20 protein-coding genes, 1 pseudogene and 1 riboswitch are annotated in these 25,266 nt (G+C 67.2%); of the genes and pseudogenes, 14 read left to right on the top strand and 7 right to left on the bottom strand.

The features are described 5' to 3' along the window. Nucleotides 1–10: 10 nt before the first annotated feature. The 5 genes from AB4Y67_RS10550 to glyA form a co-directional block, all read right to left on the bottom strand. Nucleotides 11–844 (bottom strand): ABC transporter permease, encoded by an 834-nt coding sequence (locus AB4Y67_RS10550; protein ID WP_441405724.1) that lies wholly within the window; start codon nucleotides 842–844, stop codon nucleotides 11–13. Continuing rightward, nucleotides 841–1,704, bottom strand: a complete 864-nt coding sequence (locus AB4Y67_RS10545) for an ABC transporter permease (protein WP_441405723.1) — start codon at nucleotides 1,702–1,704, stop codon at nucleotides 841–843. Before AB4Y67_RS10545 ends, AB4Y67_RS10550 begins: the two co-directional genes overlap by 4 nt. Before the next feature lie 10 nt (nucleotides 1,705–1,714). Beyond that, nucleotides 1,715–2,665: an ABC transporter ATP-binding protein gene (locus AB4Y67_RS10540; protein WP_441405722.1), complete on the bottom strand. Its 951-nt coding sequence runs from the start codon at nucleotides 2,663–2,665 to the stop codon at nucleotides 1,715–1,717. Between the two features lie 224 nt (nucleotides 2,666–2,889). After that, complete coding sequence (locus AB4Y67_RS10535) at nucleotides 2,890–3,801, bottom strand: bifunctional methylenetetrahydrofolate dehydrogenase/methenyltetrahydrofolate cyclohydrolase (RefSeq protein ID WP_441405721.1); 912 nt, start codon at nucleotides 3,799–3,801, stop codon at nucleotides 2,890–2,892. A gap of 4 nt (nucleotides 3,802–3,805) precedes the next feature. After that, nucleotides 3,806–5,107 carry a serine hydroxymethyltransferase gene (gene glyA / locus AB4Y67_RS10530; protein WP_441405720.1) on the bottom strand — a complete coding sequence of 434 codons (1,302 nt, stop codon included), beginning with the start codon at nucleotides 5,105–5,107 and terminating at the stop codon, nucleotides 3,806–3,808. Nucleotides 5,108–5,278: 171 nt separating this feature from the next. Beyond that, nucleotides 5,279–5,364: riboswitch (ZMP/ZTP riboswitch) on the bottom strand. Nucleotides 5,365–5,462: 98 nt separating this feature from the next. Here glyA and purU point away from each other — a divergent pair. From purU to AB4Y67_RS10465, 13 genes are all read left to right on the top strand, one after another. After that, nucleotides 5,463–6,323, top strand: coding sequence for a formyltetrahydrofolate deformylase (gene purU, locus AB4Y67_RS10525; protein ID WP_441405719.1), 861 nt, complete (start codon nucleotides 5,463–5,465; stop codon nucleotides 6,321–6,323). 59 nt (nucleotides 6,324–6,382) lie between these two features. Further along, nucleotides 6,383–6,796: a class I SAM-dependent methyltransferase gene (locus tag AB4Y67_RS10520; RefSeq protein WP_441405718.1), complete on the top strand. Its 414-nt coding sequence runs from the start codon at nucleotides 6,383–6,385 to the stop codon at nucleotides 6,794–6,796. A gap of 139 nt (nucleotides 6,797–6,935) precedes the next feature. Then, entirely contained in the window at nucleotides 6,936–7,454 is a 519-nt protein-coding gene (locus AB4Y67_RS10515; protein WP_441405717.1) for a gamma carbonic anhydrase family protein, read from the top strand. A gap of 129 nt (nucleotides 7,455–7,583) precedes the next feature. Next, nucleotides 7,584–8,774: an ROK family transcriptional regulator gene (locus AB4Y67_RS10510; protein ID WP_441405716.1), complete on the top strand. Its 1,191-nt coding sequence runs from the start codon at nucleotides 7,584–7,586 to the stop codon at nucleotides 8,772–8,774. Nucleotides 8,775–8,904: 130 nt separating this feature from the next. Next, nucleotides 8,905–10,461 (top strand): multiple monosaccharide ABC transporter ATP-binding protein, encoded by a 1,557-nt coding sequence (gene mmsA, locus AB4Y67_RS10505; protein WP_441405715.1) that lies wholly within the window; start codon nucleotides 8,905–8,907, stop codon nucleotides 10,459–10,461. A 48-nt stretch (nucleotides 10,462–10,509) separates the two neighbouring features. Next, entirely contained in the window at nucleotides 10,510–11,778 is a 1,269-nt protein-coding gene (mmsB, locus tag AB4Y67_RS10500) for a multiple monosaccharide ABC transporter permease (protein WP_441405714.1), read from the top strand. 60 nt (nucleotides 11,779–11,838) lie between these two features. Further along, nucleotides 11,839–12,942 carry a substrate-binding domain-containing protein gene (locus AB4Y67_RS10495; RefSeq protein WP_441405713.1) on the top strand — a complete coding sequence of 368 codons (1,104 nt, stop codon included), beginning with the start codon at nucleotides 11,839–11,841 and terminating at the stop codon, nucleotides 12,940–12,942. Nucleotides 12,943–13,130: 188 nt separating this feature from the next. Then, nucleotides 13,131–14,576, top strand: coding sequence for an ABC transporter permease (locus tag AB4Y67_RS10490; RefSeq protein ID WP_441405712.1), 1,446 nt, complete (start codon nucleotides 13,131–13,133; stop codon nucleotides 14,574–14,576). A gap of 2 nt (nucleotides 14,577–14,578) precedes the next feature. Further along, entirely contained in the window at nucleotides 14,579–15,286 is a 708-nt protein-coding gene (locus tag AB4Y67_RS10485; protein ID WP_441405711.1) for an ABC transporter ATP-binding protein, read from the top strand. Nucleotides 15,287–15,521: 235 nt separating this feature from the next. After that, on the top strand, nucleotides 15,522–16,592 hold the full coding sequence (locus AB4Y67_RS10480) for a Gfo/Idh/MocA family protein (RefSeq protein WP_441405710.1): 1,071 nt from the start codon (nucleotides 15,522–15,524) through the stop codon (nucleotides 16,590–16,592). 735 nt (nucleotides 16,593–17,327) lie between these two features. Beyond that, nucleotides 17,328–18,062, top strand: coding sequence for a hypothetical protein (locus AB4Y67_RS10475; RefSeq protein WP_441405709.1), 735 nt, complete (start codon nucleotides 17,328–17,330; stop codon nucleotides 18,060–18,062). Nucleotides 18,063–18,684: 622 nt separating this feature from the next. Beyond that, the gene (locus tag AB4Y67_RS10470) at nucleotides 18,685–19,953 is read left to right on the top strand and encodes a serine/threonine-protein kinase (protein WP_441405708.1); all 1,269 of its coding nucleotides are present in this window, start codon (nucleotides 18,685–18,687) and stop codon (nucleotides 19,951–19,953) included. Beyond that, a complete protein-coding gene (locus AB4Y67_RS10465; RefSeq protein WP_441405707.1) occupies nucleotides 19,950–20,474 on the top strand; it encodes a mucin-associated surface protein in 525 nt (174 codons plus the stop codon). The genes AB4Y67_RS10470 and AB4Y67_RS10465 overlap by 4 nt, the downstream gene beginning before the upstream one ends. A gap of 93 nt (nucleotides 20,475–20,567) precedes the next feature. On the opposite strand, the gene AB4Y67_RS10460 is transcribed toward AB4Y67_RS10465, so the two are convergent. After that, nucleotides 20,568–22,787, bottom strand: a complete 2,220-nt coding sequence (locus AB4Y67_RS10460) for an NADP-dependent isocitrate dehydrogenase (protein WP_441405706.1) — start codon at nucleotides 22,785–22,787, stop codon at nucleotides 20,568–20,570. Between the two features lie 246 nt (nucleotides 22,788–23,033). On the opposite strand from AB4Y67_RS10460, the gene AB4Y67_RS10455 reads away from it, so the two are divergent. Beyond that, nucleotides 23,034–24,035 carry a trypsin-like serine peptidase gene (locus tag AB4Y67_RS10455; RefSeq protein ID WP_441405705.1) on the top strand — a complete coding sequence of 334 codons (1,002 nt, stop codon included), beginning with the start codon at nucleotides 23,034–23,036 and terminating at the stop codon, nucleotides 24,033–24,035. Nucleotides 24,036–24,446: 411 nt separating this feature from the next. Here the strand turns inward: AB4Y67_RS10455 and purH are convergent. Beyond that, nucleotides 24,447–25,266: pseudogene (gene purH, locus AB4Y67_RS10450) on the bottom strand (bifunctional phosphoribosylaminoimidazolecarboxamide formyltransferase/IMP cyclohydrolase); the annotation flags it as partial.

The raw sequence follows: 25,266 nt of genomic DNA, 5'->3' as shown, positions 1-25,266 counted from the left end.
TGAAGGAATGCTATTTGAGGAACAGCTTGCGCAGCCGGCCGGTGGTGAGCAGCACGCCCAGCACGATCATGACGAGGTAGTAGCCGATGTGGACGGCCGTGGCCGGGGTGAAGACGCCCACGCTGATCTGCCGCAGCAGCTCCACTCCGTGCCACAGCGGCATGGCCTGGATGAGCCACTGGATGTACTGCGGGTAGACGCTCAGCGGGTAGAAGGTGGCGCTGAACAGGAACATCGGCAGCATCACGAAGTTGATCCAGTCCATCTGCTGAAAGGTCTTCATGAAGCTCGTGATGCCCATGCCGAAGCTCGCGAAGCCGAAGGCGATCAGCACCGCGGCAGGGATCATCAGGATGGCCCACGGGGTTGTGATCAGCCCCATCAGGCCCATCACCGCGGTGAACCCGGTGGCGTACATCAGGCCGCGGAGCAGGGCCAGGAAAATCTCGCCCATGGCAACGTCCAGCGGCCCCAGGGAGGTGTACAGCATGCCCTGGTACAGCTTGGCGAAGTTCATCTTGAAGAACACGTTCCAGGTGGAATCGTAGACGGCACCGTTCATCGCGGACACGGCCAGCAGCGCCGGGGCGATGTACGCGGCGTAGGAGATTTCCCCGCCTCCAGGCCCCTGCACCGAACCGACGATCGCGCCCAGGCCCACGCCCATCGAGATCAGGTACAGCACCGGCTCGAAGAAGCCCGAGAGCATGACCATCCAGTTGCTGCTCTTGGTGGCCATCAGCCCGCGGGCGACGACGGCGCGGACGTTGCGGGAGTAGAGCGACCCGAAGTGCCGGTCGCGGGCCGCCTCGGTGACGCTGTGGCTGGTAATGACGGCGCTCATCCGCCCATCCTCTTCACGAACTGGCGTTTCGTCAGGACCCAGCCGACGACGCACAGCGCCAGCAGGAACACGACATGCGCGATGGTCAGCAGCGGGGGTTCCTGGTAGCCGTAGCTGAGCACGCGGCCCAGCTCCGTGCCGTGCCAGATCGGGGAGATCCAGCCGATCCAGCGCACTGCAAGGGGCAGGGTGTCCAGCGGGAAGAACGTCCCGGAAAACAGGAACAGCGGCATCACGATAAAGCGCATCACCATGGCGAACTGGCCCTTATCTTCCTTGATGGAAGCCGCGTAGGCCATCAGCGGCAGGCCGAAGGAGAGCCCGGCGAGGGTGGCGACGAGGATCGAGGCCCAACCCCAGGCCCCCGGCGAGGCCCCGAACAACGCGACCACGCCGAAGTAGATGGCCGACTGCAGCAGCAGGCGCACCGTGACGGCGATGATCTGTCCGAGCGCAATCTGCTCCGGCGTCAGCGGCGAGGCGTGCGGTCCGTAGTAGACCCGGCGCCATTTGAAGCCGTCCATCACCGGGAAGGTGAACTCGTTCGCGGCGGTCATGACGGCTGCCGAGATCAACAGGGCCGGGGCTATGAACACCAGGTAGCTGACCCCGCCGAAGGGCGCCGCGCTGTTGGTGTCCACCAGGGTGGCGAGGCCGACGCCCATCGCAAAGAGGTAGGCGACGGGCTGCCCGACGCCGTACATCACGATCGTCCAGCCGTAGCCCTTCATCACCCGCAGGACCTGCTCGGCGTAGTAAAAGGCGCCCCACTTCCGGGCTTTGGCCGCGGAGATCTCCGGCGAATGCGCGCGCAGCGCGGGGGCCGCCGTCGTTTTGGCCGCCTGAGTTGGTTTGGTCAACTCTGCTTTCTTAGTCAACGAGGCTCCTGCCCGTCAGGCGCAGGAAGACATCCTCGAGCGAAGACCTGCGCACCAGCGAGGTCACCGGGCGGAGCCCGCGGGCGGAGACCTCTTCGAGGGCGGCCTCGCCGTCGTGTGCGTAGATCAGGACGCGGTCCGGCAAGGTTTCCACCCGTTCGCCGATGCCCTCAAGTTCGGTGCCGACCGTGGCGTTGCGTTCCGAGCCGAAGCGCAGTTCCAGGACCTCGCGGGTGGAATACTCGCGGATCAGGCTGGCGGGCGAGCCCTCGGCCATGATCCTGCCTTTGTCCACCACGATCAGCCGGTCGCAGAGCTGCTCGGCCTCGTCCATGTAGTGGGTGGTGAGGATCAGGGTGACGCCCTGCTCCTTGAGCCGGAACAGCCGGTCCCAGAGGATGTGCCGGGCCTGCGGGTCCAGCCCGGTGGTGGGTTCGTCCAGCAGCAGGATCCGGGGTTCGTTGATGAGGGAGCGCGCGATCGTGAGCCGCCGCTTCATGCCGCCGGAGAGCGCATCGACCTTGGATTTAGCCTTGTCAGTGAGCTGGGCGAACTCCAGCAGTTCGTCGGCCTTGGGCTTGAGGTAGCTCATGGGCAGGCCGAAGTACCGGCCGTAGACCAGCAGGTTGTCCCGGACCTTGAGTTCCTCGTCCAAGTTGTCCTGCTGCGGGACGACGCCCAGGTGCGCGCGGACTTCCGGGCCGTTCTGGTCTGGATCCAGGCCCATGATGCTGAGGCTTCCGGAGGTCCGCTGGGACACCCCGCCGATCATCTTCATGGTGGTGGACTTGCCGGCGCCGTTGGGGCCGAGCAGGCCGAACGCCTCACCGGCGGGCACCGAGAAGGAGATGCCGTCGACGGCGACGACATCGCCGTAGCGCTTGGTCAGGTTTTCGGCAGTGATGACGTACTGCGGAGCGCCGGTAGTAGAGGAGCTGCTCAATGGGGCGTCCTTTGAGGAGGCTTCCGTGGGTGAGGTTTGCTTCGAGACGAGTTCAGGCACCCGAACACGGTAATGGAAACGGCCGAACTATGAAAGAGTCTTTTCGTAAAAAATCCAGACGTTTGCCGTTCTGTTACCTTCGGTGCCCAGACGACGCAGGGCGCCACCTCCGCCAAAGGAGGTGGCGCCCTGCGGTCCACGCTGTTCAGGTTCCGGGACTAGGCCTAAGCGGCCGCGTGGCGTTCCGCGGTTTCCACCACGTTGGCCAGCAGCATGGCGCGCGTCATGGGGCCCACCCCCCCGGGGTTCGGGGAGAGCCAGGCGGCGACGTCGGCCGCGGCGGGGTCCACGTCTCCGGTGACCACAGCCTTGCCGGTACCGTCGTCGACGCGGCTGACGCCGACGTCGAGCACAATCGCGCCGGGCTTGAGGTCCGCCGCCTTGATCATGTGCGGCTGGCCGGCCGCGGCGATCACGACGTCGGCCTGCCGGAGTTCCGCGGGCAGGTCCACGGTGCCGGTGTGGGCCAGGATGACCGTGGCGTTGACGTCCTTGCGGGTCAGCAGCAGCCCCACGGGCCGGCCGATCGTGACGCCGCGGCCCACCACGAGGACACGCTTGCCCTTGAGGTTGATGCCGTGCCGGGTGAGCAGCTCCACGCAGCCCTTGGGCGTGCACGGCAGCGGGGACTTCATGGGTCCGCTGACGTTGGCCACGAGCCGGCCCAGGTTCATCGGGTGCAGGCCGTCGGCGTCCTTGTCGGGATCCATGGCCTCCAGGATGACGTCCTGGTCGATGTGCGCCGGAAGCGGGAGCTGGACGATGTAGCCGGTGCACTCCGGGTTCTCGTTGAGCTCCCGGACCACGGCCAGGAGCTCCTCTTGGGTGGTGTCCTCCGGCAGGTCGCGCCGGATGGACGTGATGCCCACCTCGGCGCAGTCCTTGTGCTTGCCGCCGACGTACCAGGTGCTGCCCGGGTCGGACCCCACCAGGATGGTGCCCAGGCCCGGGACGATGCCCTTGGTTTTCAGGACGGCGACGCGTTCGGTCAGTTCGGCCTTGATCGTGGCGGCGGTGGCTTTGCCGTCAAGGATGCGGGCGGTGTTGGCAGGGATGCTGGCGGTCTCCGTCGTCATCCGCTTACCACTGCTCGTGCTGCGGGTACAGCGGGAAGTCTGCGGCGAGCTTGTCCACGCGGGACTGGAGCGCCTCCACGTCCGTGGCGGAGCCGGCCTTCAGTGCGGTGGCGATGATCTCGGCGACCTCGGTGAACTCTTCGGCGCCGAAGCCCCGGGTGGCCAGGGCGGGCGTGCCGATGCGCAGGCCGGAGGTGACCATCGGCGGGCGCGGGTCGAACGGGACGGCGTTGCGGTTGACCGTGATGCCCACCGAGTGCAGGAGGTCTTCGGCCTGTTGGCCGTCCAGCTGGGAGTTGCGGAGGTCCACCAGGACCAAGTGCACGTCGGTGCCGCCGGTGAGGACGGAGACGCCGGCGTCGGACACGTCGGCCTGGTTCAGGCGGTCGGCGATGATCCGGGCGCCTTCCAGGACGCGCTCCTGGCGTTCCTTGAATTCTGCCGTGCCGGCGATCTTGAACGCGACGGCCTTGGCGGCGATGACGTGCATGAGCGGTCCGCCCTGCTGGCCCGGGAAGACGTTGGAGTTGATCTTCTTGGCCCACTCCTTCTTGGCCAGGATCACGCCCGAGCGGGGCCCGGCGAGGGTCTTGTGCACCGTGGAGGTGACGACGTCGGAGTGCGGGACCGGGCTCGGGTGCAGTCCGGCGGCGACGAGTCCGGCGAAATGCGCCATGTCGGTCCACAGGAGGGCGCCCACCTCGTCGGCGATGGAGCGGAAGGCCGCGAAGTCGAGGTGGCGCGGGTAGGCGGACCAGCCGGCGATGATCACCTGCGGCTTTTCGGCGATGGCCTGCGCACGGAGCTTATCCATGTCGATACGGAAGTTGTCTTCCTCGACCTGGTACGCGGCCACGTCGTACAGCTTGCCGGAGAAGTTCAGTTTCATGCCGTGCGTCAGGTGGCCGCCGTGGGCCAGGGACAGGCCAAGGATCTTGTCGCCCGGTGTGATCATGGCCGAGAGGGCCGCGGCGTTGGCCTGGGCACCGGAGTGCGGCTGGACGTTGGCGTACTCGGCGCCGAACAGGTCCTTCACGCGGTCGATCGCGAGCTGCTCGGCGATGTCGACGTATTCGCAGCCGCCGTAGTAGCGGCGGCCGGGGTAGCCCTCGGCGTACTTGTTGGTCAGGACTGAGCCCTGGGCTTCCATCACTGCGCGCGGGGCGAAGTTCTCGGAGGCGATCATTTCCAGGGTGCCTCGCTGGCGGCCGAGCTCCTGGGCGAGGACGGCGGCGATTTCGGGATCGAGGTCAGCCAGCGGCTGATTGCTCACTGCGGCTGAAGAAAGGCTAAGGGAGGTGGTCACGGGGAACTCCTGGCTAGGCAACGGGCACTGCTTAAGGTCAGGTTACCGGCTGGCCCGCGGCGGCGCCCCTAAATTACGGCCCCGGATAACGGGGACGTGCCAAGGGACCGGACCCCGAAAGCGGGGTGCCGATGCGGGCTGGCAGCGGGATGCTGCCAACCGGAAAACATGACCCTCGGCCCAGGCGTACGATCCGTGGTCTTCGTGAATGCCGCTCCCTGGTGGTTAGCCACCCAACGCCAGTTGCGACCCGACCAGACTACCCCAGAGCGGCGCCCCGGCCACAGTCGTTGCGCACAGTCACTGCGCGCAATCGTGCGTCAGCCCTTGCGCCGCCGCGGGTAGGCTAATCCCCGTGACTGACGACCAGCTGACTGCTTCCTACATCCTGACCCTCTCCTGCCCGGACCGCCCCGGAATCGTGCACGCCGTCGCCGGCGCCCTGCTCGTCGCGGGCGGCAATATTGCGGACTCGCAGCAGTACGGCAGCCAGGCTACCGGCACCTTCTTTATGCGCGTCGAGGCAACGACGGCGGCCTCCCAGCTGGAGCTTCAGGCCGCCCTGGAACCTGTCGCCCAGGCCTTCGGCATGCAGTGGAGCCTGAACCCGGCCGGCCGCAAGGTCCGCACCCTGCTCATGGCCAGCACGTCGGCGCACTGCCTCAATGACCTGCTGTTCCTGCAGCGCTCCGGCACCCTGCCGATCGAGATCCCGGCCATCGTCTCCAACCACCGCGACCTCGCGGGCCTGGCCGAGTTCTACGGCATCCCCTTCCACCACATCCCGGTCACTCCGGCCACCAAGGTCCAGGCCGAGGATGAACTGCGGGCCCTGATGGCCGAGCACGACGTCGAACTCACGGTCCTTGCCCGCTACATGCAAATCATCTCCGACGAACTGTGCCAGGAGCTGACCGGCAAGGCCATCAACATCCACCACTCCTTCCTGCCCTCCTTCAAGGGCGCCAAGCCCTACCACCAGGCGCATGCCCGCGGCGTGAAGCTCATCGGGGCCACCGCGCACTACGTGACGGCCGCCCTGGACGAGGGCCCGATCATCGAGCAGGAAGTCATCCGCGTGGACCACCGGCGCACGGCCGAGCAGTTCGTCCAGATGGGTCGCGACGTGGAAGGCCGCACCCTGGCCCAGGCGGTGCAGTGGCATGCCGAGCACCGGGTCCTGCTGGACGGCAACCGGACAGTTGTCTTCAACTGACCCGGCTGTATTCACCTGACCCCGTTGTTTTCGGCTGACGGCGGTCATTGAATAGGGGTATGGCACTTTCCGCGGAGGACCCGCTCTCGGAATTCGTGACCCTGCTCAAGGCCGAGGGCCGCAGGGGCGTGCTGGGCCTCGACTGCGGCCAAGGCACGGACGGGCTGCGCTTTGTCCAGTCCGGCATCCATTTCACCGGCGTCGACCCGTCCGAGGACAACATCCATTCCGCGCGCGCCCGCGGGCTGGAAGCCTCGGTGGCGGGGGCCGGCTCCCTGCCGTTCGCAGACGCGGCCTTCCCCTCGGTCTGGGCGGTCGACGCACTGGCGGGCCTGCCGCCGGAGGAATGGGACGACGTCGTCCGCGAACTCGGCCGGGTGACGGCGCCAGGCGCCCCGATCGCCGTCGTCCTCCCGGAACCCGACCCGGGCGGCGAGGGCGGGGGTTTCACCGTCCTGCGCTCCCCCGACTGAAACCCACGTTGACCTGTCAGTTGTTGTCGTTCTCAGCGCTGAAAACGACAACAACTGATAGCTCAACGGGAGGAGCGGGGCTGAGGGGCGGCGCTGGTTCTACCCGTTCGCGGCCGGGTGCGTGTCCTAGGCTGGAGGAATGGCTCCCATCTACGCATTCGCCGGCGACACCCCGGCTGTCCATGAATCCGCCTTCGTCGCCCCGAGCGCCTCCGTGATCGGCAAGGCAACGCTCGCCGAGGATTCCAGCGCCTTCTACGGCGTCTCCGTCCGGGCCGACACCGCCGCGATCACCGTCGGCGCCGGCACCAACCTCCAGGACAACGTCGTCCTGCATGCGGACCCGGGCTTCCCCTGCACCGTCGGCGCCCGGGTCAGCGTCGGCCACAGCGCCGTCGTGCACGGCTGCACGGTCGAGGACGACTGCCTGATCGGCATGAGCGCCACCATCCTCAACGGCGCGGTGATCGGCGCCGGTTCCCTCATCGCGGCCGGCGCCGTGGTGCTGGAAGGAACCGTCATCCCGCCCCGCTCGCTGGTCGCAGGGGTACCGGCCAAGGTCCGGCGCGAGCTCAGCGACGAGGAGTTCGCCGGGGTCCAGCAGAACGCCGCACACTACCGGGAGCTGGCCCGGGCGCACCGGGAACTGCACTCCTGACCTCCGGGACCGGCTCGTTCACCGGTCGGCGGCGGCGCCGGCGGCACCCCGCCGCCGCCGGCGCGACACGTGGTGGCCAGTTGCGTTAACTTCTTGACTACAAGACGTGGATGAGGCAATCTTCATTGCATGCCCTCACCAACGCGCTCAACGAGGAGCCGAACCAAGAACCCTGGATCGCAGTCCGCCCTCCGGCATCTGAACCAGCAACGGATCATCGAATGCCTTCTCGCCGGACCTTCCACGCAGGCGGAACTCGCACGGCAGACCGGCCTCTCCACCGCCACGATCTCCAACATCGTCAAGATCATGCAGGACGCCGGGCTGGCCTCCACCGAACCGATTACCAGCTCCGGCCGGCGGGCGCTGAACGTCCGGCTCAACAGCAATGGGGCTGTCGCCGTCGGAATCGACTTCGGCCGCCGGCACCTGCGCGTCGTCCTGGCCTCCCTGAGCTATCACGTGATTGCCGAGGAATCGGTCCTGCTCCCCCTGGGCCACCAAGCCGAGGAAGGCATCACCGCCGCCGTCGGACTGCTGGACCGGCTCCTGGCCAACAGCGGCGTGGAACGCAGCGCCGTCGTCGGAGCAGGAGTCGGCATCCCCGGCCCCATCGACCGCCGCACGGGGACGGTGGCGCAGGGCGCCATCCTGCCCGAATGGGTGGGCATCAACATCCTGCGGCGCCTTGAGGACGCCCTGAATCTTCCGGTATTCGTGGACAATGACGCCAATCTGGGCGCCCTGTCCGAGGTCACGTGGGGCCCCCACACCGGCATCAGCAACCTGATGTTCCTGAAGATCGGATCCGGCATCGGCGCGGGGCTGATCCTGAACGGGATGCCCTACTACGGCAACGTGGGAATCACCGGCGAAATCGGCCACGCCACCATCCATGAACACGGGCTGGTCTGCCGCTGCGGGAACCGCGGCTGCCTGGAAACCATCGCCTCGACCACCACCATGATCGAGCTCCTGGGCCGCGGCGAGGACGCTCCGCTCACCCCGGAGGACATCGTCCGCAAGGCCCTCGCCCGGGACTCCGCCACCCTGCGCGTGGTGGACGACGCCGGGCTCGCCGTCGGCCGCGCCCTGGGCAATGTGGCCAACCTGATCAACCCCGAAGTGATCGTGGTCGGCGGCCCGCTGGCAGGGCTCGGAGAGCTGCTGCTGGATCCGATCCGGCGAGGCCTGGTCCGGCACGCAGTGCCTGTGATTGGCGAGACGACGGCCCTCACGATGTCCTCGCTCGGGGACCGAGCCGAGGCCCTCGGGGCCACCGCTTTGGTCTTCCAGCACGCCGGAATCCGGCGAAACTAAGTTTTCGTTACCGGGCCGTTGCGTTAAAGACTTGACGACAATGCCTGTGATCCAGTTTACTTTTCCATCAGACGGCCCTGCGATTTGCAGGGGCGGACAACGAAGTCATGCATTGGAGGCGTAAGGGCAAATGACGTCCCTCAACACGCACAGCGATCCGATAATTCTCGAGATGCGCTCCATCACCAAAGAGTTCCCCGGCGTTAAAGCATTGGCCGAGGTGAACCTGCGGGTGAAGGCCGGTGAGATCCACGCCATTTGCGGTGAAAACGGCGCAGGCAAGTCCACCCTCATGAAGGTGCTCTCCGGGGTGTACCCCTACGGCAGCTACGACGGCGACATCGTCTACCAGAGCGAAGTCCAGCAGTTCAAGGACATCCGGGCCAGCGAGCACGCCGGCATCGTGATCATCCACCAGGAACTCGCGCTGATTCCCGAGCTGTCCATCATGGAAAACATCTTCCTGGGCAACGAGCCCACCAAGCGCGGGGTGATCGACTGGGCCGAGGCCCGGACCCGCTCCACCGAGCTGCTCGCCCGGGTCGGGCTCCGGGAGGATCCGGAAACCCCGATCAAGGAGATCGGCGTCGGCAAGCAGCAGCTCGTCGAAATCGCCAAGGCCCTGAACAAATCGGTGAAGCTGCTCATCCTCGACGAGCCCACGGCCGCGCTGAACGAGTCCGACTCCCAGCACCTGCTGGACCTGATGCTGGGCCTGAAGGGCCGCGGCATCACGTCGATCATCATTTCCCACAAGCTGAACGAGATCGAGCAGATCGCGGATTCCATCACCATCATCCGTGACGGCAAATCGATCGAGACGCTGAACGTCAAGGCCGACGGCGTCGACGAGGACCGCATCATCAAGGGCATGGTGGGCCGGACGCTGGAGTCCCGTTTCCCGGACCACGAGCCGAAGATCGGCGAGGTTTTCTTCGAGGTGAAGAACTGGAACGTGGGCCACCCGCAGGTCGCGGACCGCATGGTCTGCAAGAACTCCAACTTCTTCGTCCGCCGGGGCGAGATCGTCGGCTTCGCCGGGCTGATGGGCGCGGGGCGCACCGAGCTTGCCCGCTCCGTCTTTGGCCGCTCCTACGGCCGCTTCCTCTCCGGGCATGTCTACGTGGACGGCAAGGAAGTTGAACTTAAGACCGTCCGCCAGGCGATCGACGCGGGACTGGGCTACGTCACCGAGGACCGCAAGTCCCTGGGGCTGAACCTGCTGGACGACATTAAAGAAACCACGGTCTCGGCCAACCTGCGCAAAGTCAGCAAACGCAACGTCATTGACGCCAACAAGGTGTTCACCGTCGCCGAGCAGTACCGCAAATCGCTGCGGACCAAGGCGCCCTCCGTGGAGGAGGGGGTGGCCAAACTTTCCGGCGGCAACCAACAGAAGGTGGTGCTCGCGAAATGGATGTTCACCGACCCCGAGCTGCTGATCCTCGACGAGCCCACCCGCGGGATCGACGTCGGCGCCAAGTACGAGATTTACGGCATCATCCAGCAGCTGGCCAACCAGGGCAAAGGCGTGATCGTGATCTCCTCGGAGCTGCCCGAGCTGCTGGGCCTCTCGGACCGCATCTACACCATCTTCGAAGGCGCCATCACGGGTGTAGTCGACAAGGACGAAGCCAGCCAGGAAAACCTCATGAAACTCATGACCTCCGCCCGCAAGACCGCCTGACCGCCGTGGCCAACTGCTCCGCACACTCCGGAAACAAGGACTGAAACAATGAACGCGCTCAAGAAGCTCTTTGGCGGCAACACCCGCCAATTCGGCATGATCTTCGCCCTGGTGGCGCTGATCATCTTCTTCCAGATTGCCACCGATGGCCGCACGCTCACCCCGGGCAACGTCATCAACCTCTTCAACGGCAACTCCTACATCCTGATCCTTGCCATCGGCATGGTCCTGGTGATCATCGCCGGCCATATCGACCTCTCCGTGGGTTCGGTCGCGGCGTTCGTTGGCGTCTGCGTGGCCCTCTTCATCCGCGACTGGGGCATCCCCTGGTACCTCGGCATCCTGATGGGGCTGGGGCTGGGCGTCCTGATCGGTGCCTGGCAGGGGTTCTGGGTGGCCTACGTCGGCATCCCGGCGTTCATTGTGACGCTGTCCGGCATGCTGATCTTCCGCGGCGCCAACCAGTACGTTGGCAAGTCCAACACCATCCCGGTGCCCAGCGACTTCCAGAAGATCGGCTCCGGCTACCTGCCCGAAATCGGACCGAGCACCGGCTACAACAACCTCACACTGCTGCTGGGCCTGGCCGCCGTCGCGTTCGTGATCTTCAGCGAGATCCGTTCCCGCCGCAGCGCCAAGGCCCTCGGCGCCGAGGTCCCCGAAGCCTGGGTCAGCATCACCAAAATGGTCCTGATCAACGGCGCCATCCTCTACGCAACCTACTTGTTCGCGACCGGCCGGCCGGGCACATCCTTCCCGATCCCGGGCCTGATCCTGGCAGCGCTCGTCATCATCTACGGGTTCATCTCCTCCAAGACCGTCATCGGCCGCCACATCTACGCAGTCGGCGGCAACCGGCACGCCGCCGAGCTCTCTGGCGTCCAGTCCAAGAAGGTCAACTTCCTGGTGATGATGAACATGTCCCTCCTCGCCGGCCTCGCCGGCATGATCTTCGTCGGCCGCTCCACCGCCTCCGGCCCGTTCGACGGCGTCGGCTGGGAACTGGACGCCATCGCAGCCGTCTTCATCGGCGGCGCCGCGGTCACTGGCGGCGTCGGCACCGTGATCGGCTCGATCGTCGGCGGCCTGGTGATGGCCGTCCTGAACAACGGCCTGCAGCTCCTCGGCGTCGGCGCCGACCTGACCCAGATCATCAAGGGCCTCGTGCTCCTGATCGCCGTCGCGTTCGATGTCTACAACAAGTCCCAGGGTAAGAAATCCATCATCGGCATGCTGATGAAGAACTTCGGCCGCAGCAGCGAGATCAAGGCCGACGAGACCACCTCCACCAAAGAGGTCATCTCAAGGGGCATCTAATCCGGCCCCTGGACAGCTTCAAAATTCTCCGCACACCATCTAAAGAAAGTGAACCAAGCAATGCGACTGATTGGTAAAGCAGGAAAGGCAGCAGCGATCGCTGCTATTGCGGCACTGGCGCTGACGGCCTGCGGCCGCACGGACTCCGGGACCACCGGCGGGTCCACCACCGGTGGTGAAGCGTTCCCGAAAGACTCCCTGATCGGCGTCGCGCTCCCCCAGAAGACCAGTGAAAACTGGGTCCTGGCGGAGACGCTCTTTAACGACGGCCTCACCGCCGCCGGTTTCAAGCCGGACGTGCAGTTCGCCAACGGCGGCGTGTCGGAACAGCAGAACCAGATCAGTGCCATGATCACCAAGGGCGCCAAAGTCATCATCGTCGGTGCCATCGACGGTGCGCAGCTGGGCACCCAGCTCCAGCAGGCCAAGGAATCCGGCGCCACGATCATTGCCTATGACCGTCTGCTCCTGAACACGGCCAACGTGGACTACTACGTGGCCTACGACAACTTCAAGGTCGGTGAACTCCAGGGCCAGGCGCTGCTGGAGGGCATGAAGGCCAAGAAGCCGGAAGGCCCGTACAACATCGAGCTCTTCGCCGGCTCCCCGGATGACGCCAACGCGAAGGTCTTCTTCGACGGCGCCATGAGCGTCCTGAAGCCGAAGATCGATGATGGCACCCTCAAGGTGCTGTCCGGCCAGACGTCCTTCGAGCAGGCTGTGACCCAGGGCTGGAAGGCAGAGAACGCCCAGCGGCGCATGGACACCCTGCTCGCCGGAACCTACAGCAGTGCATCTCTCGACGGCGTGCTGTCCCCGAACGACACGCTGGCCCGCGCGATCATCACCTCGGTCAAGGCTGCCGGCAAGCCCATTCCGGTGGTTACGGGCCAGGACTCCGAAGTTGAGTCCGTGAAGTCCATCATGGCCGGAGAGCAGTACTCCACCATCAACAAGGACACCAGCAAGCTCGTCGAGCATGCCATCACCATGGTCAAGGACCTCCAGGCCGGCAAGACGCCTGAGATCAACGATGACAAGTCGTACAACAACACTGTCAAGGTTGTTCCGGCATACCTGCTGGAGCCGGTCATCGTGACCTCGGAGAACGTCCACACGGCCTATGTCAACGATCCGGTACTCGGACCGCTGACCAAGCAGTAGTTCGTTCACTGCACCACAAGGGCCCCGGCTCCGCCTCCTGGCGGACCGGGGCTTTTTGCTGCCCGTCCCTCCAACGCAGCCCTTCACAGCGGATCCATAGCTCCGGACGGCCATCCGCACAGCAGCCCGTACCAGTGTGGGATCAGCCGCCGGCCCTTTCCGGCCGGCCTGAGATCCCTAGGAGTCACGTGAGCGTCCTTGCCCGGAGTATCGGCAACGCCTTTCGAAACAAGGTCCGAACAGCGGCCGTGGTGGCCGTGCTGGCGGTTGCCATCGGCCTCGCCCTCGCCATGCTGGTGGCCAACCAGGCTGTCGCCGGGAAGGTCGCGGAGCTGAACGGCTCGGTGGGCACCGTGCTGACCGTCAATCCCGCCGGCGGACAGGGCTTCGAAGGCGGCGGCGAGCCGCTGACCGCGGAACAGGCAACGACGGCGGCCTCCGTGCCGAATGTGAGCACGGTCGTCGGCACCAAGGCGCTGCGGCTGCGCAACGTCGACGCGGCTTCCGCAGGGGCCGCCGGGCAGGGAGGGCCAGGCGGGCAGGGCGGCCCTGGCGGCCAGTCCGCCACCACCGTGACCACCAGCCTCACTGCCGCCGTCGACGCCGGAACGCTCGGCTCGCGCAACCAGGCGGCCACCGGCAGCACAGGAACCGGCACGTCCGGCGGTGTAACCGCGCCGGCGTTCTCCGTGCCCATCACGGCCACCGGCATCGGCGCCGAGGTGGACACCACGGGCAAGGAGCTGGAGCTGACACAGGGCACCGGACTGGGCGACTACACCGCCGAGTCCACCGGTGCCTTGCTGGGCACCACCATCGCCGAGAAGAACGGCCTCACCGTCGGTTCCACGTTCACCATCAAGGACCATACCTTCACCGTGGCGGGCTTGTTCGACGCGGGCACGGCCTTCGGCAACAACGCCCTGTACCTTACGCTCCCGGCGGCCCAGGCACTTGCGGAACTCCCCGGGGAACTGTCCACGATGATCGTCACCGTCGATTCGATGGAAAATGTCGACGCCGCCAAATCGGCGCTGCAGGATGCGCTCGGCACCGGCACGGCTGACGTCAGCCAGGGCCAGCGCAACCTGGAAACGGCGGTCAGCTCGCTCGGCAGCGTCAAGAACATCTCCTTCACCGCGTTCGTGGCGGCACTCGCCACCGCAGGCCTGATCATCCTGCTGATCATGGTCATGCTGGTCCGCGAGCGCCGCCGGGAAATCGGTGTGCTGAAGGCGATCGGCGCCCGGAACCGCACCATCGGCCTGCAGTTCGTGCTGGAGGCGCTGGTCCTCGTGGCCCTGGGCAGCGCGGTGGGTGCCGCCGTCGCGTCCTTTGCCAGCGGCGGCATCGCCTCCGCGCTGATCAGCTCAAACACCGCCACCGCCACCACCACCGTTGCCGGCCAGCGCGGGGTCCCCGGTGCCGGCATGGCAGGCGGCTTCCCCGGCGCTCCCGGCGGGAACCCCCTCGGCGGGGCCAGCCAGCTGCTGACCTCCGTCACCGCGAGCGCCTCCCCCGGCGTGATTGCCGCCGGGATTGCCGCGGTGTTTGGCGTCGCCGTCGTCGGGGCCCTGGTTCCGGCCCTTCTCACCGCACGCATCCGTCCCATCGAAGTCCTCCGAGGAGAGTAGCCATGATCGAAGTCATGAACCTGGTCCGCACCTTCAAGTCCGGCGACCGCACCATCAAGCCGGTCAACGATGTCAGCTTCGAGCTCGAGCAGGGCACCCTGGCCTCGATCGTCGGGAAGAGCGGCAGCGGCAAAAGCACCCTCTTGTCCCTCCTCGGAGCCCTCGACAAGCCAACGAGCGGGGACGTCCTCGTCAATGGCGTGAGCCTGGCCGGCATGCCGGACAGCAAGCTCACCGATTACCGCAGGCGGGACATCGGCTTCGTGTTCCAGCAGTTCAACCTGATCCCGAACCTGTCCGCTGTGGACAACGTGATGCTGCCGATGGAGTTTGCCGGGATCCGGAAGGCTGCCCGTCTGGAGCGTGCCCGGGCGCTGCTGGAGCAGGTGCAGCTCGATCCGGACAAGCATGTGCTGCGCATCAACAGGCTCTCCGGCGGCGAGCAGCAACGGGTGGCAATCGCCCGGGCACTGGCCAACTCCCCGAAGCTGATCCTCGCGGACGAGCCGACGGGCAACCTGGACGAACAGACCGGCGAGCACATCATCGAGCTCCTCAGTTCGCTGAGCCGGGACCACAACACCACCATCCTCGTGGTCACCCACGACCGTTCGCTGGCCAACAAAACCGACCGCCGGTTCCGCCTCCAGCAGGGCCGGCTGACGGAGGAGTCCGCACGCACCCGGGTTCCGGCAGGGTCCCCCGCCTGACGCCCGCCCCCACAGACGCCGCGGAAGCCGGGGGCTCCCCCCTCAACCAGCCCCCAGCTTCCGCGGCCACCCCACCGACGCTCACCCAGCTTCCGCGGCCAACTCCCAAACGGGCCATCAGCTTCCGCGGCCAACTCCCAAACGCCGCGTCAGCTAAGGCGGCCAACTCCCAAACGCTCCCTCAGGTATGGCGTGCTCCCCCGGTCCCCTCTCCCCCGGGTGAGAAGATGACTCCATGACCGCCCTCATCGCTAAGCCCTGGCTTTTCAGCCAGCCGGACCCCGATCCCCGCACGGCCACCGGCGCCAGGCTGCGCTGGGGCGTCATCGCCACGGGAGGCATTGCGGCGTCCGTGACCCGCGATCTGGAACTCCTTGCCGACGCCGAGCTTTACGCGGTCAGTTCGCGCACCCAGGCGGCGGCGGATGCCTTCGCCGCCGATTTCGGCTTCGCCCGGGCCTACGGAAACCAGGATGGGCAGACCGGTTATGAACGGCTGCTCGCCAACGACGCAGTCGACGTCGTGTACGTCGCCACACCGCACGCCCACCACCACGAAATCGCGATGGCGGCCCTGACGGCGGGCAAGCACGTGCTCTGCGAGAAAGCGCTCACCGTCAACGCCCGGGAAGCCTCCGAGCTGGTGTCCCTGGCCCGCGCCAACGGCCTGTTCCTGATGGAAGCCATGTGGAGCCGCTTCCTGCCGGGCATGCAGCGGGCCTTCGAGATCGCCGCCTCCGGCGAAATCGGGGAGGTCAAGTGGGTGGGAGCGGACCTGGGCTTCCCGGCGCCGTACTCGCCCACCTCGCGCCTCTGGGCACCGAAGGATGGCGGCGGCGCACTGCTGGACCTCACCGTCTACCCGCTGCTCTGGGCCCTGGGCACCCTAGGCTTCCCGCAGACCGTCACTGCCACCGGCTGGCTGAACGACGACGGCGTCGACGCCCAGAACGCGCTGACGCTGGGCTACCACCACGGCGCCCAGGCGCAATTGACCTCCTCCCTGCTGGCGCACGGCCCCCGAACCGCCACAGTGGCCGGCAGCCGCGGCTTCCTGCAGTCTGTCGGCTCGATTAATAATCCCAAGGAACTCCTCGTCCAGGTGGGCTTCGACGGTCCCCGCAGTGAGTCTTTCGACGTCGTCGGGCGAGGCTACAGCTACGAACTGCGCGAAGTCACCCGCTGCATCCAGCAAGGGCTCACCGAAAGCCCCGTGATGCTGCTCGAGGACTCCCTCAACACCATGCGGCTGTTCGACGGGGTACGCGCCCAACTGGGAGTGAGCTACCCGAACGACGCCCGGTGACGGCAATTTGTGGGGCGCCTGAGCCGTCAAGTTACTTTTGACTCTGGACTCGCCGCCGCGTGCGGACTTACCCTATATGCAACCATCGAGCTCTCGGGGAAATGGGGTGTGCGCGTGGACCCAGCATCAATCCCGTTGCGCGCGCGCCGTACCCTCCGAACGGTGCTTCTGGGCGGCGTCGCCGGGATCGCCTGGCTGGCACTCTCAACGAACCCAGTCATTGCTGACGATGGGGCCACTCCCTCGCCGACGGCGGGCGGCACGTCCGCAACGGTCATGATGCTCCCCGACGGAGCCACCTCCGCAGAATCAGTTCCGGTGCCGACATTTTCGGCGGCAGTTCAGCGCATGGCAACGGCCGTGCCCACGCCCACGGGTACACCCTGGGCCGCTGTTCCCGTCTCCACCGGGGATCCGGCGCCTGCCCCTTCCGCTTCGGCCGTTCCGGTCCCGTCCGAGTCCGCAGTGCCCGCGCCCGCGCCCGCTCCGGACCCGGCACCTGCTCCCGACCCCGCTCCGCCACCCGCACCCGCTCCCGCTCCGGACCCCGCCCCTGCTCCGGACCCTGCCCCTGAACCCACGGCCGCGCCGACCTCCCCGCCCACGGCGGAACCTGCGCCGGCCCCGTCCCCGTCCCCGACGACACCGACGCCGACACCAACCACCCCCACGCCAACGCCATCGCCATCGCCAAGCGGTTCGGGCCCGACACCGACGCCGGCCCCGGACCCGGACGTGACGTACCCGGCTCCCACACCGACTCCCACCACTCCAGTGGCCACTCCCGATCCAACGCCTCCGGTGACCGCCCCGGCCACGGATCCCACACTGGCGTCCACCGATCCGACGACCCCCGCGGCCGAGCCTGTCCCGGAGCCCACGGTCCCGGCAGTGACCGACCCCCTGCCGGCAGAGCCCGTTACAGTCCCGGCACCGTCCACTGATCCGACAGGTCTGGATCTGGCGCTCCTGGACGTGGCAGTCCCGGCTCCCGCTCCCGCTGACACCCCCGTCGCCCCGGATTCCGGAGCCCCTGCAGACTGCCAGGACAGCACCTCAGCCCTGCCCGAACTGCACGAGGCGACGTCGGCGCCCGACTACTTGGCCTATGGAAGTACCCCGTACCTCTCTGCGCTGAAGGCTGACACCTGGCTCACAGGGGACGGCCAGCAAACCAGTGCGCCCCCGGCAGGCTCTGCCCCTGGAGGCACTGCGCCGCCGGCGCCTGGCGGCAACGACCACCCGGGACCGTGGCCCCAGGGGACAGGTCTGCCCGCTCCCAATGCGCTGCCCGCAGCTCCCGGCTCCGGATCCGGATCGGCGTTCTCGTCCGGTGGCCCCGGAAGTGCGGCCGCCTGGCTTCCCAGCCAGTACCTGGTGATTCCCACTGCTGGCGCGGAACCTATCCGTGGCCCGCTGCAGCACGTCCACTCAGCCGTCGCCGCTGACCCCGGCTCTTCTCCTGACTAGTTAGCCGTCTCTGCCTCCACAGAGCACGGCCAATCGGGCTGCCGTTGAGCGCCCGCCACCAGTCATTCAGGAGACCCCCCCGATGGACGCCAACGTCCGCTGCCGGTATTCCGGCACCCCTTATGCCATTTTCACCGCTTCAGCCGCGGGACCGACGTCGTCAGCGCCCGTAGGGCTGCACCCCGGGCCGAGCGCGCCCGAAGGACCGCCGGCGCGACTCAAACCGGCACCGCACTACAAGGAACGCCCGCCGTAAGCCGCCCCGCTTCCGCTAGGTCTCGTGAGACCGGAGCGATGCCGTTGGGTCCGCTGGGGGACTCAACGACCTCACAGGCTCCGGCAAGGGCATTCCGTCGTTGGGTCCGCTGGGGGACYCAACGGCAACACGAACCGGCAAAGCATTCCGTCGTTGGGTCCGCTGGGGGACCCAACGGCAACACGAACCGGCAAAGCATTCCGTCGTTGGGTCCGCTGGGGGGACCCAACGGCAACAGGATGCGGAAGCATCTGTCCCGCACAGCGGCCGTCGGTCCGCGGCCGCCGTGCGGGGAGCCAATACCCGTCCCGGTATCATTCTTGAGGGGCGCCGCCGTGGCGCACGGGAATAAGGACGGGGATAAGCGTGGACAGTTCGCCCGAAATCGTCACGGCAGTACTCCTGGGCGGCCGCTACCGGCTGGGGGAAATGATCGGCAGGGGCGGCATGGCCTCCGTGTACACCGCCAAGGACATGAACCTGGGCCGCGACGTCGCGCTCAAGCTCTTTGCACCCCAGTCCGCCGACCCCGACGAACTCCGGCGCCAGGAAGCCGAGATTGAACTGCTGGCAACCCTGAACCATCCGAGCCTGGTCACCCTCTTCGACGCCGGCACCGACACGCGGATCCCCGAGGAACCCCGACCCTTCCTGACCATGGAACTGGTGGACGGGCAGGACCTCCGGGCCCGGATCCGGCACAGCCCGCTGCCGCTGGATGAGATCGCAGTCATCGGAGCCGGCGTGTCGGACGCCCTGGCCTATGTCCACTCGCTCGGCATCATCCACCGGGACATCAAACCGGCCAACATCCTGCTGGTTCCGGTCCGTCCCGGGGAACCGCTGCGGCCAAAGCTCACCGACTTCGGGATTGCCCGCATCATGGACGGGACCCGGCTGACCGCCACGGGCACCATGGTGGGCACCGCAGCGTACTTGAGCCCGGAACAGTCCCGGGGCGCGGACCTGGGCCCGGCAAGCGACATCTATTCGCTGGGGCTGGTCCTGCTCGAATGCATCAAGGGCGAGGTCGAATATCCCGGCAGCGCCGTGGAATCCGCCGTCGCCAGGCTGCACAGGGCGCCCGACATCCCCGATGCCGTCCCCACCGAATGGGCCGATCTGATCCGCTCCATGACCGCGCTGGATCCCCTGGACCGGCCGTCCGCAGCGGACCTCGAAGTTGCGCTGCGGCATGCCCTGGTCTCCCCCGAATCGCGTCCCGGCCCGCTCGCGGAAGAGCGCACCCGGGTGCTGCCCGCACCGCCAGCCCGGCCCCCGCGGATACCATCCGCCAGACCGGCGACAGGCCTTGGCACTACTACCGCGCCGATCGCCGCCACGAGAATCGGCGGCGGAGGCACCCCGGCCACGCACCTGCTGGACCCGGACGCGGTCACGAGTCCGGAAGCCCGCCGCGGATCCTTGGCATCCCGGACCGCCTCCCGCTTCCGGCTGGCCCGCCGCCGTACGCAGCTCCTGCTGTCCATTGCGTTGTTGGCGCTCGTTACCGGTGCCGTGGCTGCCGCCGTCGCCTTCGCTGCGCCCGAGCCGCCCGCCGTCGTCCCCTATCCGGCAGTGACCGGGGACCTCGGCCAGCACCTGCAGGAACTGCAGAAGAGTGTGGAACCATGAAACTGACAACCCGGCATTCCCGTGCCCCCCGGCCCCGCAGCTCCCGTCCGCACCTGACCGCCTGGGTCCTCAGCGCGGCGCTGCTTACCGGCACGTTGGCTGGCTGCGCGCCGGCGGCCGAGCTGGACCGCGACGCCGCCAAGCAGCTTCAATCCGCGGTGCTGGCCGTCACCGAGGCCGCCGCGGCCAACGATCCGGCAGCGTCGCTGAAGCACCTCGACGAACTCGTCCTGAAGCTGGACGAGGCGGCCGCCCGTGGCGAGGTGTCCTTCAAGCGCCACCAGGGCATCCGGAAGTCCGTCGATACCGTCCGCGCGGACATCACCGCCCGGCAGGCCGAAGCCGCCCGGGTTGCCGCCGAACAGGAAGCGGCGGCGCAGGCCGCCGCTGCAGCCGCCGCCCAGGCTGAAGCCGATGCCGCAGCGGCGGCTGCGGCAGCACAGGCTCCCCCGCCCGCCGTCGCGCCCGTGCCACCGGTCAACAATGGCAAGGGAAAAGGCAAGGGCAAAGACAAAGACTAGACCCTGCCAATCGGCCGGGAGTACACAAAAGAGGGAGGAGCCCGCGGGCTCCTCCCTCTTTATCACTGCCGGCTGGCCGCCGGCGCAGCGGATCTAGCTGAGCATCGACAGCACTTCGCTGAACTTAGCCGAGGGCCGCATGGCTGCGGTGGCCTTGGCGGCGTCGGGGTGGAAGTAGCCGCCGAGGTCCACCGGGGAGCCCTGGACGGCCAGAAGCTCGCCGACGATGGTTTCCTCGCCGGAATCCAGCGCACCGGAGACTGCGGCGAACGCCGTCGCCAGCTCGGCGTCGTCGGTCTGGCGCGCCAGCTCCTGGGCCCAGAACTTGGCCAGGTAGAAGTGGCTGCCGCGGTTGTCGAGTTCGCCGGCCTTGCGCTTCGGGGACTTGTCCTCCAGCAGGAAGGTGCCGGTGGCGCGGTCCAGGGTGTCGGCGAGGACCTGCGCGCGGGCGTTGCCCGTGGACGTGGCGAGGTGCTCGAAGCTGACGGCGAGGGCCAGGAACTCACCCAGGCTGTCCCAGCGCAGGTGGTTTTCCTTGAGCAGCTGCTGGACGTGCTTCGGAGCGGAGCCGCCGGCGCCGGTCTCGAAGAGGCCGCCACCGTTGATCAGCGGCACCACGGAGAGCATCTTGGCGCTGGTGCCCAGTTCCAGGATGGGGAAAAGGTCCGTGAGGTAGTCGCGGAGCACGTTGCCGGTTACCGAGATGGTGTCCTCGCCCTTGCGGATCCGCTCGAGCGTAAAGGCCGTAGCCTCCACCGGGGACATGATGGCGATCTGCAGGCCCTCGGTGTCGTGCTCCTTGAGGTACTCCTCAACCTTCGCGATCATCCGGGCGTCGTGCGCGCGGCCCTTGTCCAGCCAGAAGATGGCCGGGGTGGCGGACGCGCGGGCGCGAGTGACAGCCAGCTTGACCCAGTCGCGGATCGGCACGTCCTTGGTCTGGCAGGCGCGCCAGATGTCACCCGGGGCGACCTGGTGCTCGATCAGCACCGTGCCGGCGTCGTCGACCAGCTGCACCGTTCCGGCGGACTGGATCTCGAACGTCTTGTCGTGGCTGCCGTATTCCTCGGCGGCCTGGGCCATCAGGCCGACGTTCGGGACGGTACCCATGGTGGTCGGGTCAAAGGCGCCGTTGGCGCGGCAGTCGTCGATGACCACCTGGTAGATGCCGGCGTAGCTGCTGTCCGGGAGGACGGCGAGCGTGTCGGCTTCGTGGCCGTCGCGGCCCCACATGTGGCCGGAGCTGCGGATCATGGCAGGCATAGAGGCGTCCACGATCACGTCGGAGGGGACGTGCAGGTTGGTGATGCCCTTGTCGGAATCGACCATGGCCAGCTCGGGGCCGTCGTTCAGGCCCTTCTGAATGCCCGCTTCGACGTCGGCGCGGATCTCTTCGGGGAGGTCCGCGAGACCGTTGAGGATGGAGGCGAGGCCGTTGTTCGGGCTGAGGCCGGCGGCCGCGATCTGGGCGCCGTATGTGTCGAACAGTTCAGCGAAGTACGCCTTGACGACGTGGCCGAAGATGATCGGGTCCGAGACCTTCATCATGGTGGCCTTGAGGTGGGCGGAGAACAGCACGCCCTCTTCCTTGGCGCGGGCAACCTGGGCGGCGAGGAACGTATCCAGCGCGGCGGCGCGCATCGCGGTGCCGTCGATGACCTCGCCGGCGAGGACGGGGAAGGCACGCTTGAGGACCTTGACCGTGCCGTCTTCCTTGACCAGCTGGATCTTGAGGTTGGTGTCCGCCTCGATGACCACGGACTTCTCGTTGGAGCGGAAGTCATCGGCGTCCATCGTGGCAACGTTGGTCTTGGACTCCGGGGTCCACGCGCCCATGCTGTGCGGGTTCTGGCGGGCGTAATTCTTGACGGAGAGCGGCGCACGGCGGTCCGAGTTGCCTTCACGGAGCACCGGGTTGACGGCGGAACCCTTGATCTTGTCGTACCGGGAGCGGATGTCCGTCTCCTCGTCCGAGGACGGGTTGTCCGGGTAGTCCGGCAGGGCGTAGCCCTGGCCCTGGAGTTCCGCGATGGCGGCCTTCAGCTGCGGCACGGAGGCGCTGATGTTCGGCAGCTTGATGATATTGGCTTCCGGCGTCTTGGCGAGGGCGCCGAGTTCGGCCAGGGCGTCACTGACGCGCTGCTCTTCGGTGAGGTAGTCGCCAAACGCTGCGATGATGCGGCCGGCCAGCGAAATGTCGCGGGTCTCCACTTCCACACCGGCCGTCGAAGCGAAGGCTTCAACAATCGGCAAGAACGAATAGGTAGCCAACATCGGCGCTTCGTCGGTGTGGGTATAGATAATCTTTGCCATTGCTCGGGCGTCTCCCTGAAGGTCTGGGTATTTCCGGAATCTTGTGTTATCTCAACACCCCTAACTTACCCGAGGGAGCCGGGTTGCCGCCTACCGGCGTCGGACGACCCGTACTCCGTGACGGCCGAAACCGGCTTTGACAAGAATTGACAATCGACTTTACAGATTCGTCAAAGTCCCGTAGTTTCGTTCCATCACAGCGGCCACCACCAGCGGCCGCCCCGCTTTCCACCGGTTAGGACACCCATGAGAACACGCAAAACTCTGGCCACCAGCCTCCTCAGCCTCTCGGCAGCGGCACTGTTGGCGCTGAGCGCCGCGGGCGCCGCGAGCGCGGCCCCGGCACCCGGCAAAGCCCCGACAGAGACGTCGGGCGTCACCAGCCACACCGTCGTCGAGACTGGCGGAGCGGAATACTGGACGGCGGAGAAGATGCGCAACGCCATCCCGGGCGACGTGCTGGCTGAGAGGGCCAAACAGCGGAGCGCCAACTCGAAGGCCGCCGTGAAGCGGCCCGCGGAAGCCGGAGCGCCGAGCACCGTCGAGGCCCAGTCCCCGAGCCTGCAGGCCAAGGCAGTGACGCCCAAGGCGAACGCCAGCGAGTCCCCGGTCAAGCACATCGGCAAGGTCTTCTTCACCCTGGGCGGCGCCAACTACGTCTGCTCCGCCAACTCGGTGTCCTCCGCGAACAAGAGCACCGTCTCCACGGCCGGCCACTGCCTCAACGAGGGCCCGGGCGCCTTCGCCACCAAGTTCACGTTCGTCCCGGCCTACCTCAACGGCTCCGCCCCCTACGGCATGTGGACGGCCAAGGCCCTCTACGCCCCGACCCAGTGGAGCTCCGGCGGCGACATGACCTACGACACGGGCTTCGCTGTCATGAACACCCTCAACGGCCAGAAGCTCGCCGACGTCGTCGGCGCCTCCGGCGTGCAGTTCAACGCCGCACGCGGCCTCAGCTACAAGGCGTTCGGCTACCCCGCGGCGGCGCCGTTCAACGGCGAGTCCCTCAAGAGCTGCAGCGGCACCGCCTCCAACGACCCGAACAACCCGCAGTTCAACACCCAGGGCATCTCCTGCAACATGACCGGCGGTTCCTCCGGCGGCCCCTGGTTCATCGGCTCCAGCTCGTCCGGCTACCAGAACTCGGTCAACAGCTACGGCTACGGCACCAACTCCACCAAGATGTACGGCCCGTACTGGGGCTCCGTCATCCAGCAGGCCTACAGCAGCGCGGCAGCCGCCTAGGCCCGCTGCCAGCCACACAAACACCAGCGCGGGGTCACTCGAGGCCCATCTCCAGCAGCGGGGATGGGCCCAGGTGGCCCCGCGTTGGCGTGTCGTCCCGGCGCTGGGGGCGGGTTACTGGCGCTGGCCGCGGACATGCCCTCCCCTGGAGCCCGGGACTGGACACAACCCTCTTCTGCCCAGTTTCCGGCGCGAACAATGGGCATGTCCCCCGACGCGCGCCTGCCCGCAATCCACTCCGCACCACCCAGCCGCAGGGACATGCCCTCCCCCGGGACTCAGGCCTGGACATATCCCCCATATGCCCGCCCGTAGCCACGAAAAATGGACATGCCCTCCGCAAAGGGAGGACATGTCCATTCTTGGTGCCGCCTGGGGCCGAGGAATTGGCGCCGACCCGGGCGCGGCCCTTTAGTGGAAGAAGTGCCGGGCGCCGGTGAAGTACATCGTGATGCCCGCGGCGTTGGCTGCGGCGATGACTTCATCGTCCCGGACCGAGCCGCCGGGCTGGACGACGGCGCGGACACCGGCGTCGATCAGGATCTGCAGGCCGTCGGCGAACGGGAAGAACGCGTCCGACGCCGCCACCGCACCACGGGCGCGCTCGGGGGCGCCGCTGGCATCAGCGTTCGAGGCACCGCCGGCACCGTCAACCTCGGACTCCACCGAAACACCCAGCGAGTTGGCGCGCTCGACGGCGAGCTTGCAGGAATCGAGCCGGTTGACCTGTCCCATGCCGATGCCCACGGCGGCGCCATCCGAAGCCAGCAGGATGGCGTTGGACTTGGCTGCGCGGCAGGCGGTCCAGGCAAAGGCGAGGTCAGCCAGGGTGTCGGCGTCGGCGGCAGCACCAGCGGCGAGGGTCCAGTTGGCCGGGTTGTCGCCGTCGGCGTCCACCCGGTCCGACATCTGCACCAGCAYGCCGCCGGAGACCTGGCGGAWYTCGGWSGGGTAKCGGCCGTAKCCSTCSGGSAGGGCSAGGAGGCGGATGTTCTTCTTCTTGGACAGGATCTCTACCGCCTCGTCCTCGAAGCCGGGCGCGATGACGACCTCGGTGAAGATGCCGGCGACGGTCCGGGCCATGCCCGCGGTGACCGTGCGGTTGGCCGCGATCACGCCGCCGAACGCGGAGACCGGGTCGCAGGCGTGCGCCTTGGCGTGCGCGTCGGCAATCGGGTCCGCCGCGGAGGCCGAACCCACGGCCACGCCGCAGGGGTTGGCGTGCTTGATG

Origin of the sequence: Arthrobacter sp. YAF17, assembly GCF_052113365.1 — a bacterium.
Lineage (GTDB): Bacteria > Actinomycetota > Actinomycetes > Actinomycetales > Micrococcaceae > Arthrobacter.
The sequence above is the reverse complement of the archived record's forward strand: the minus strand, read 5'-3'. Positions and strand labels throughout refer to the sequence as shown.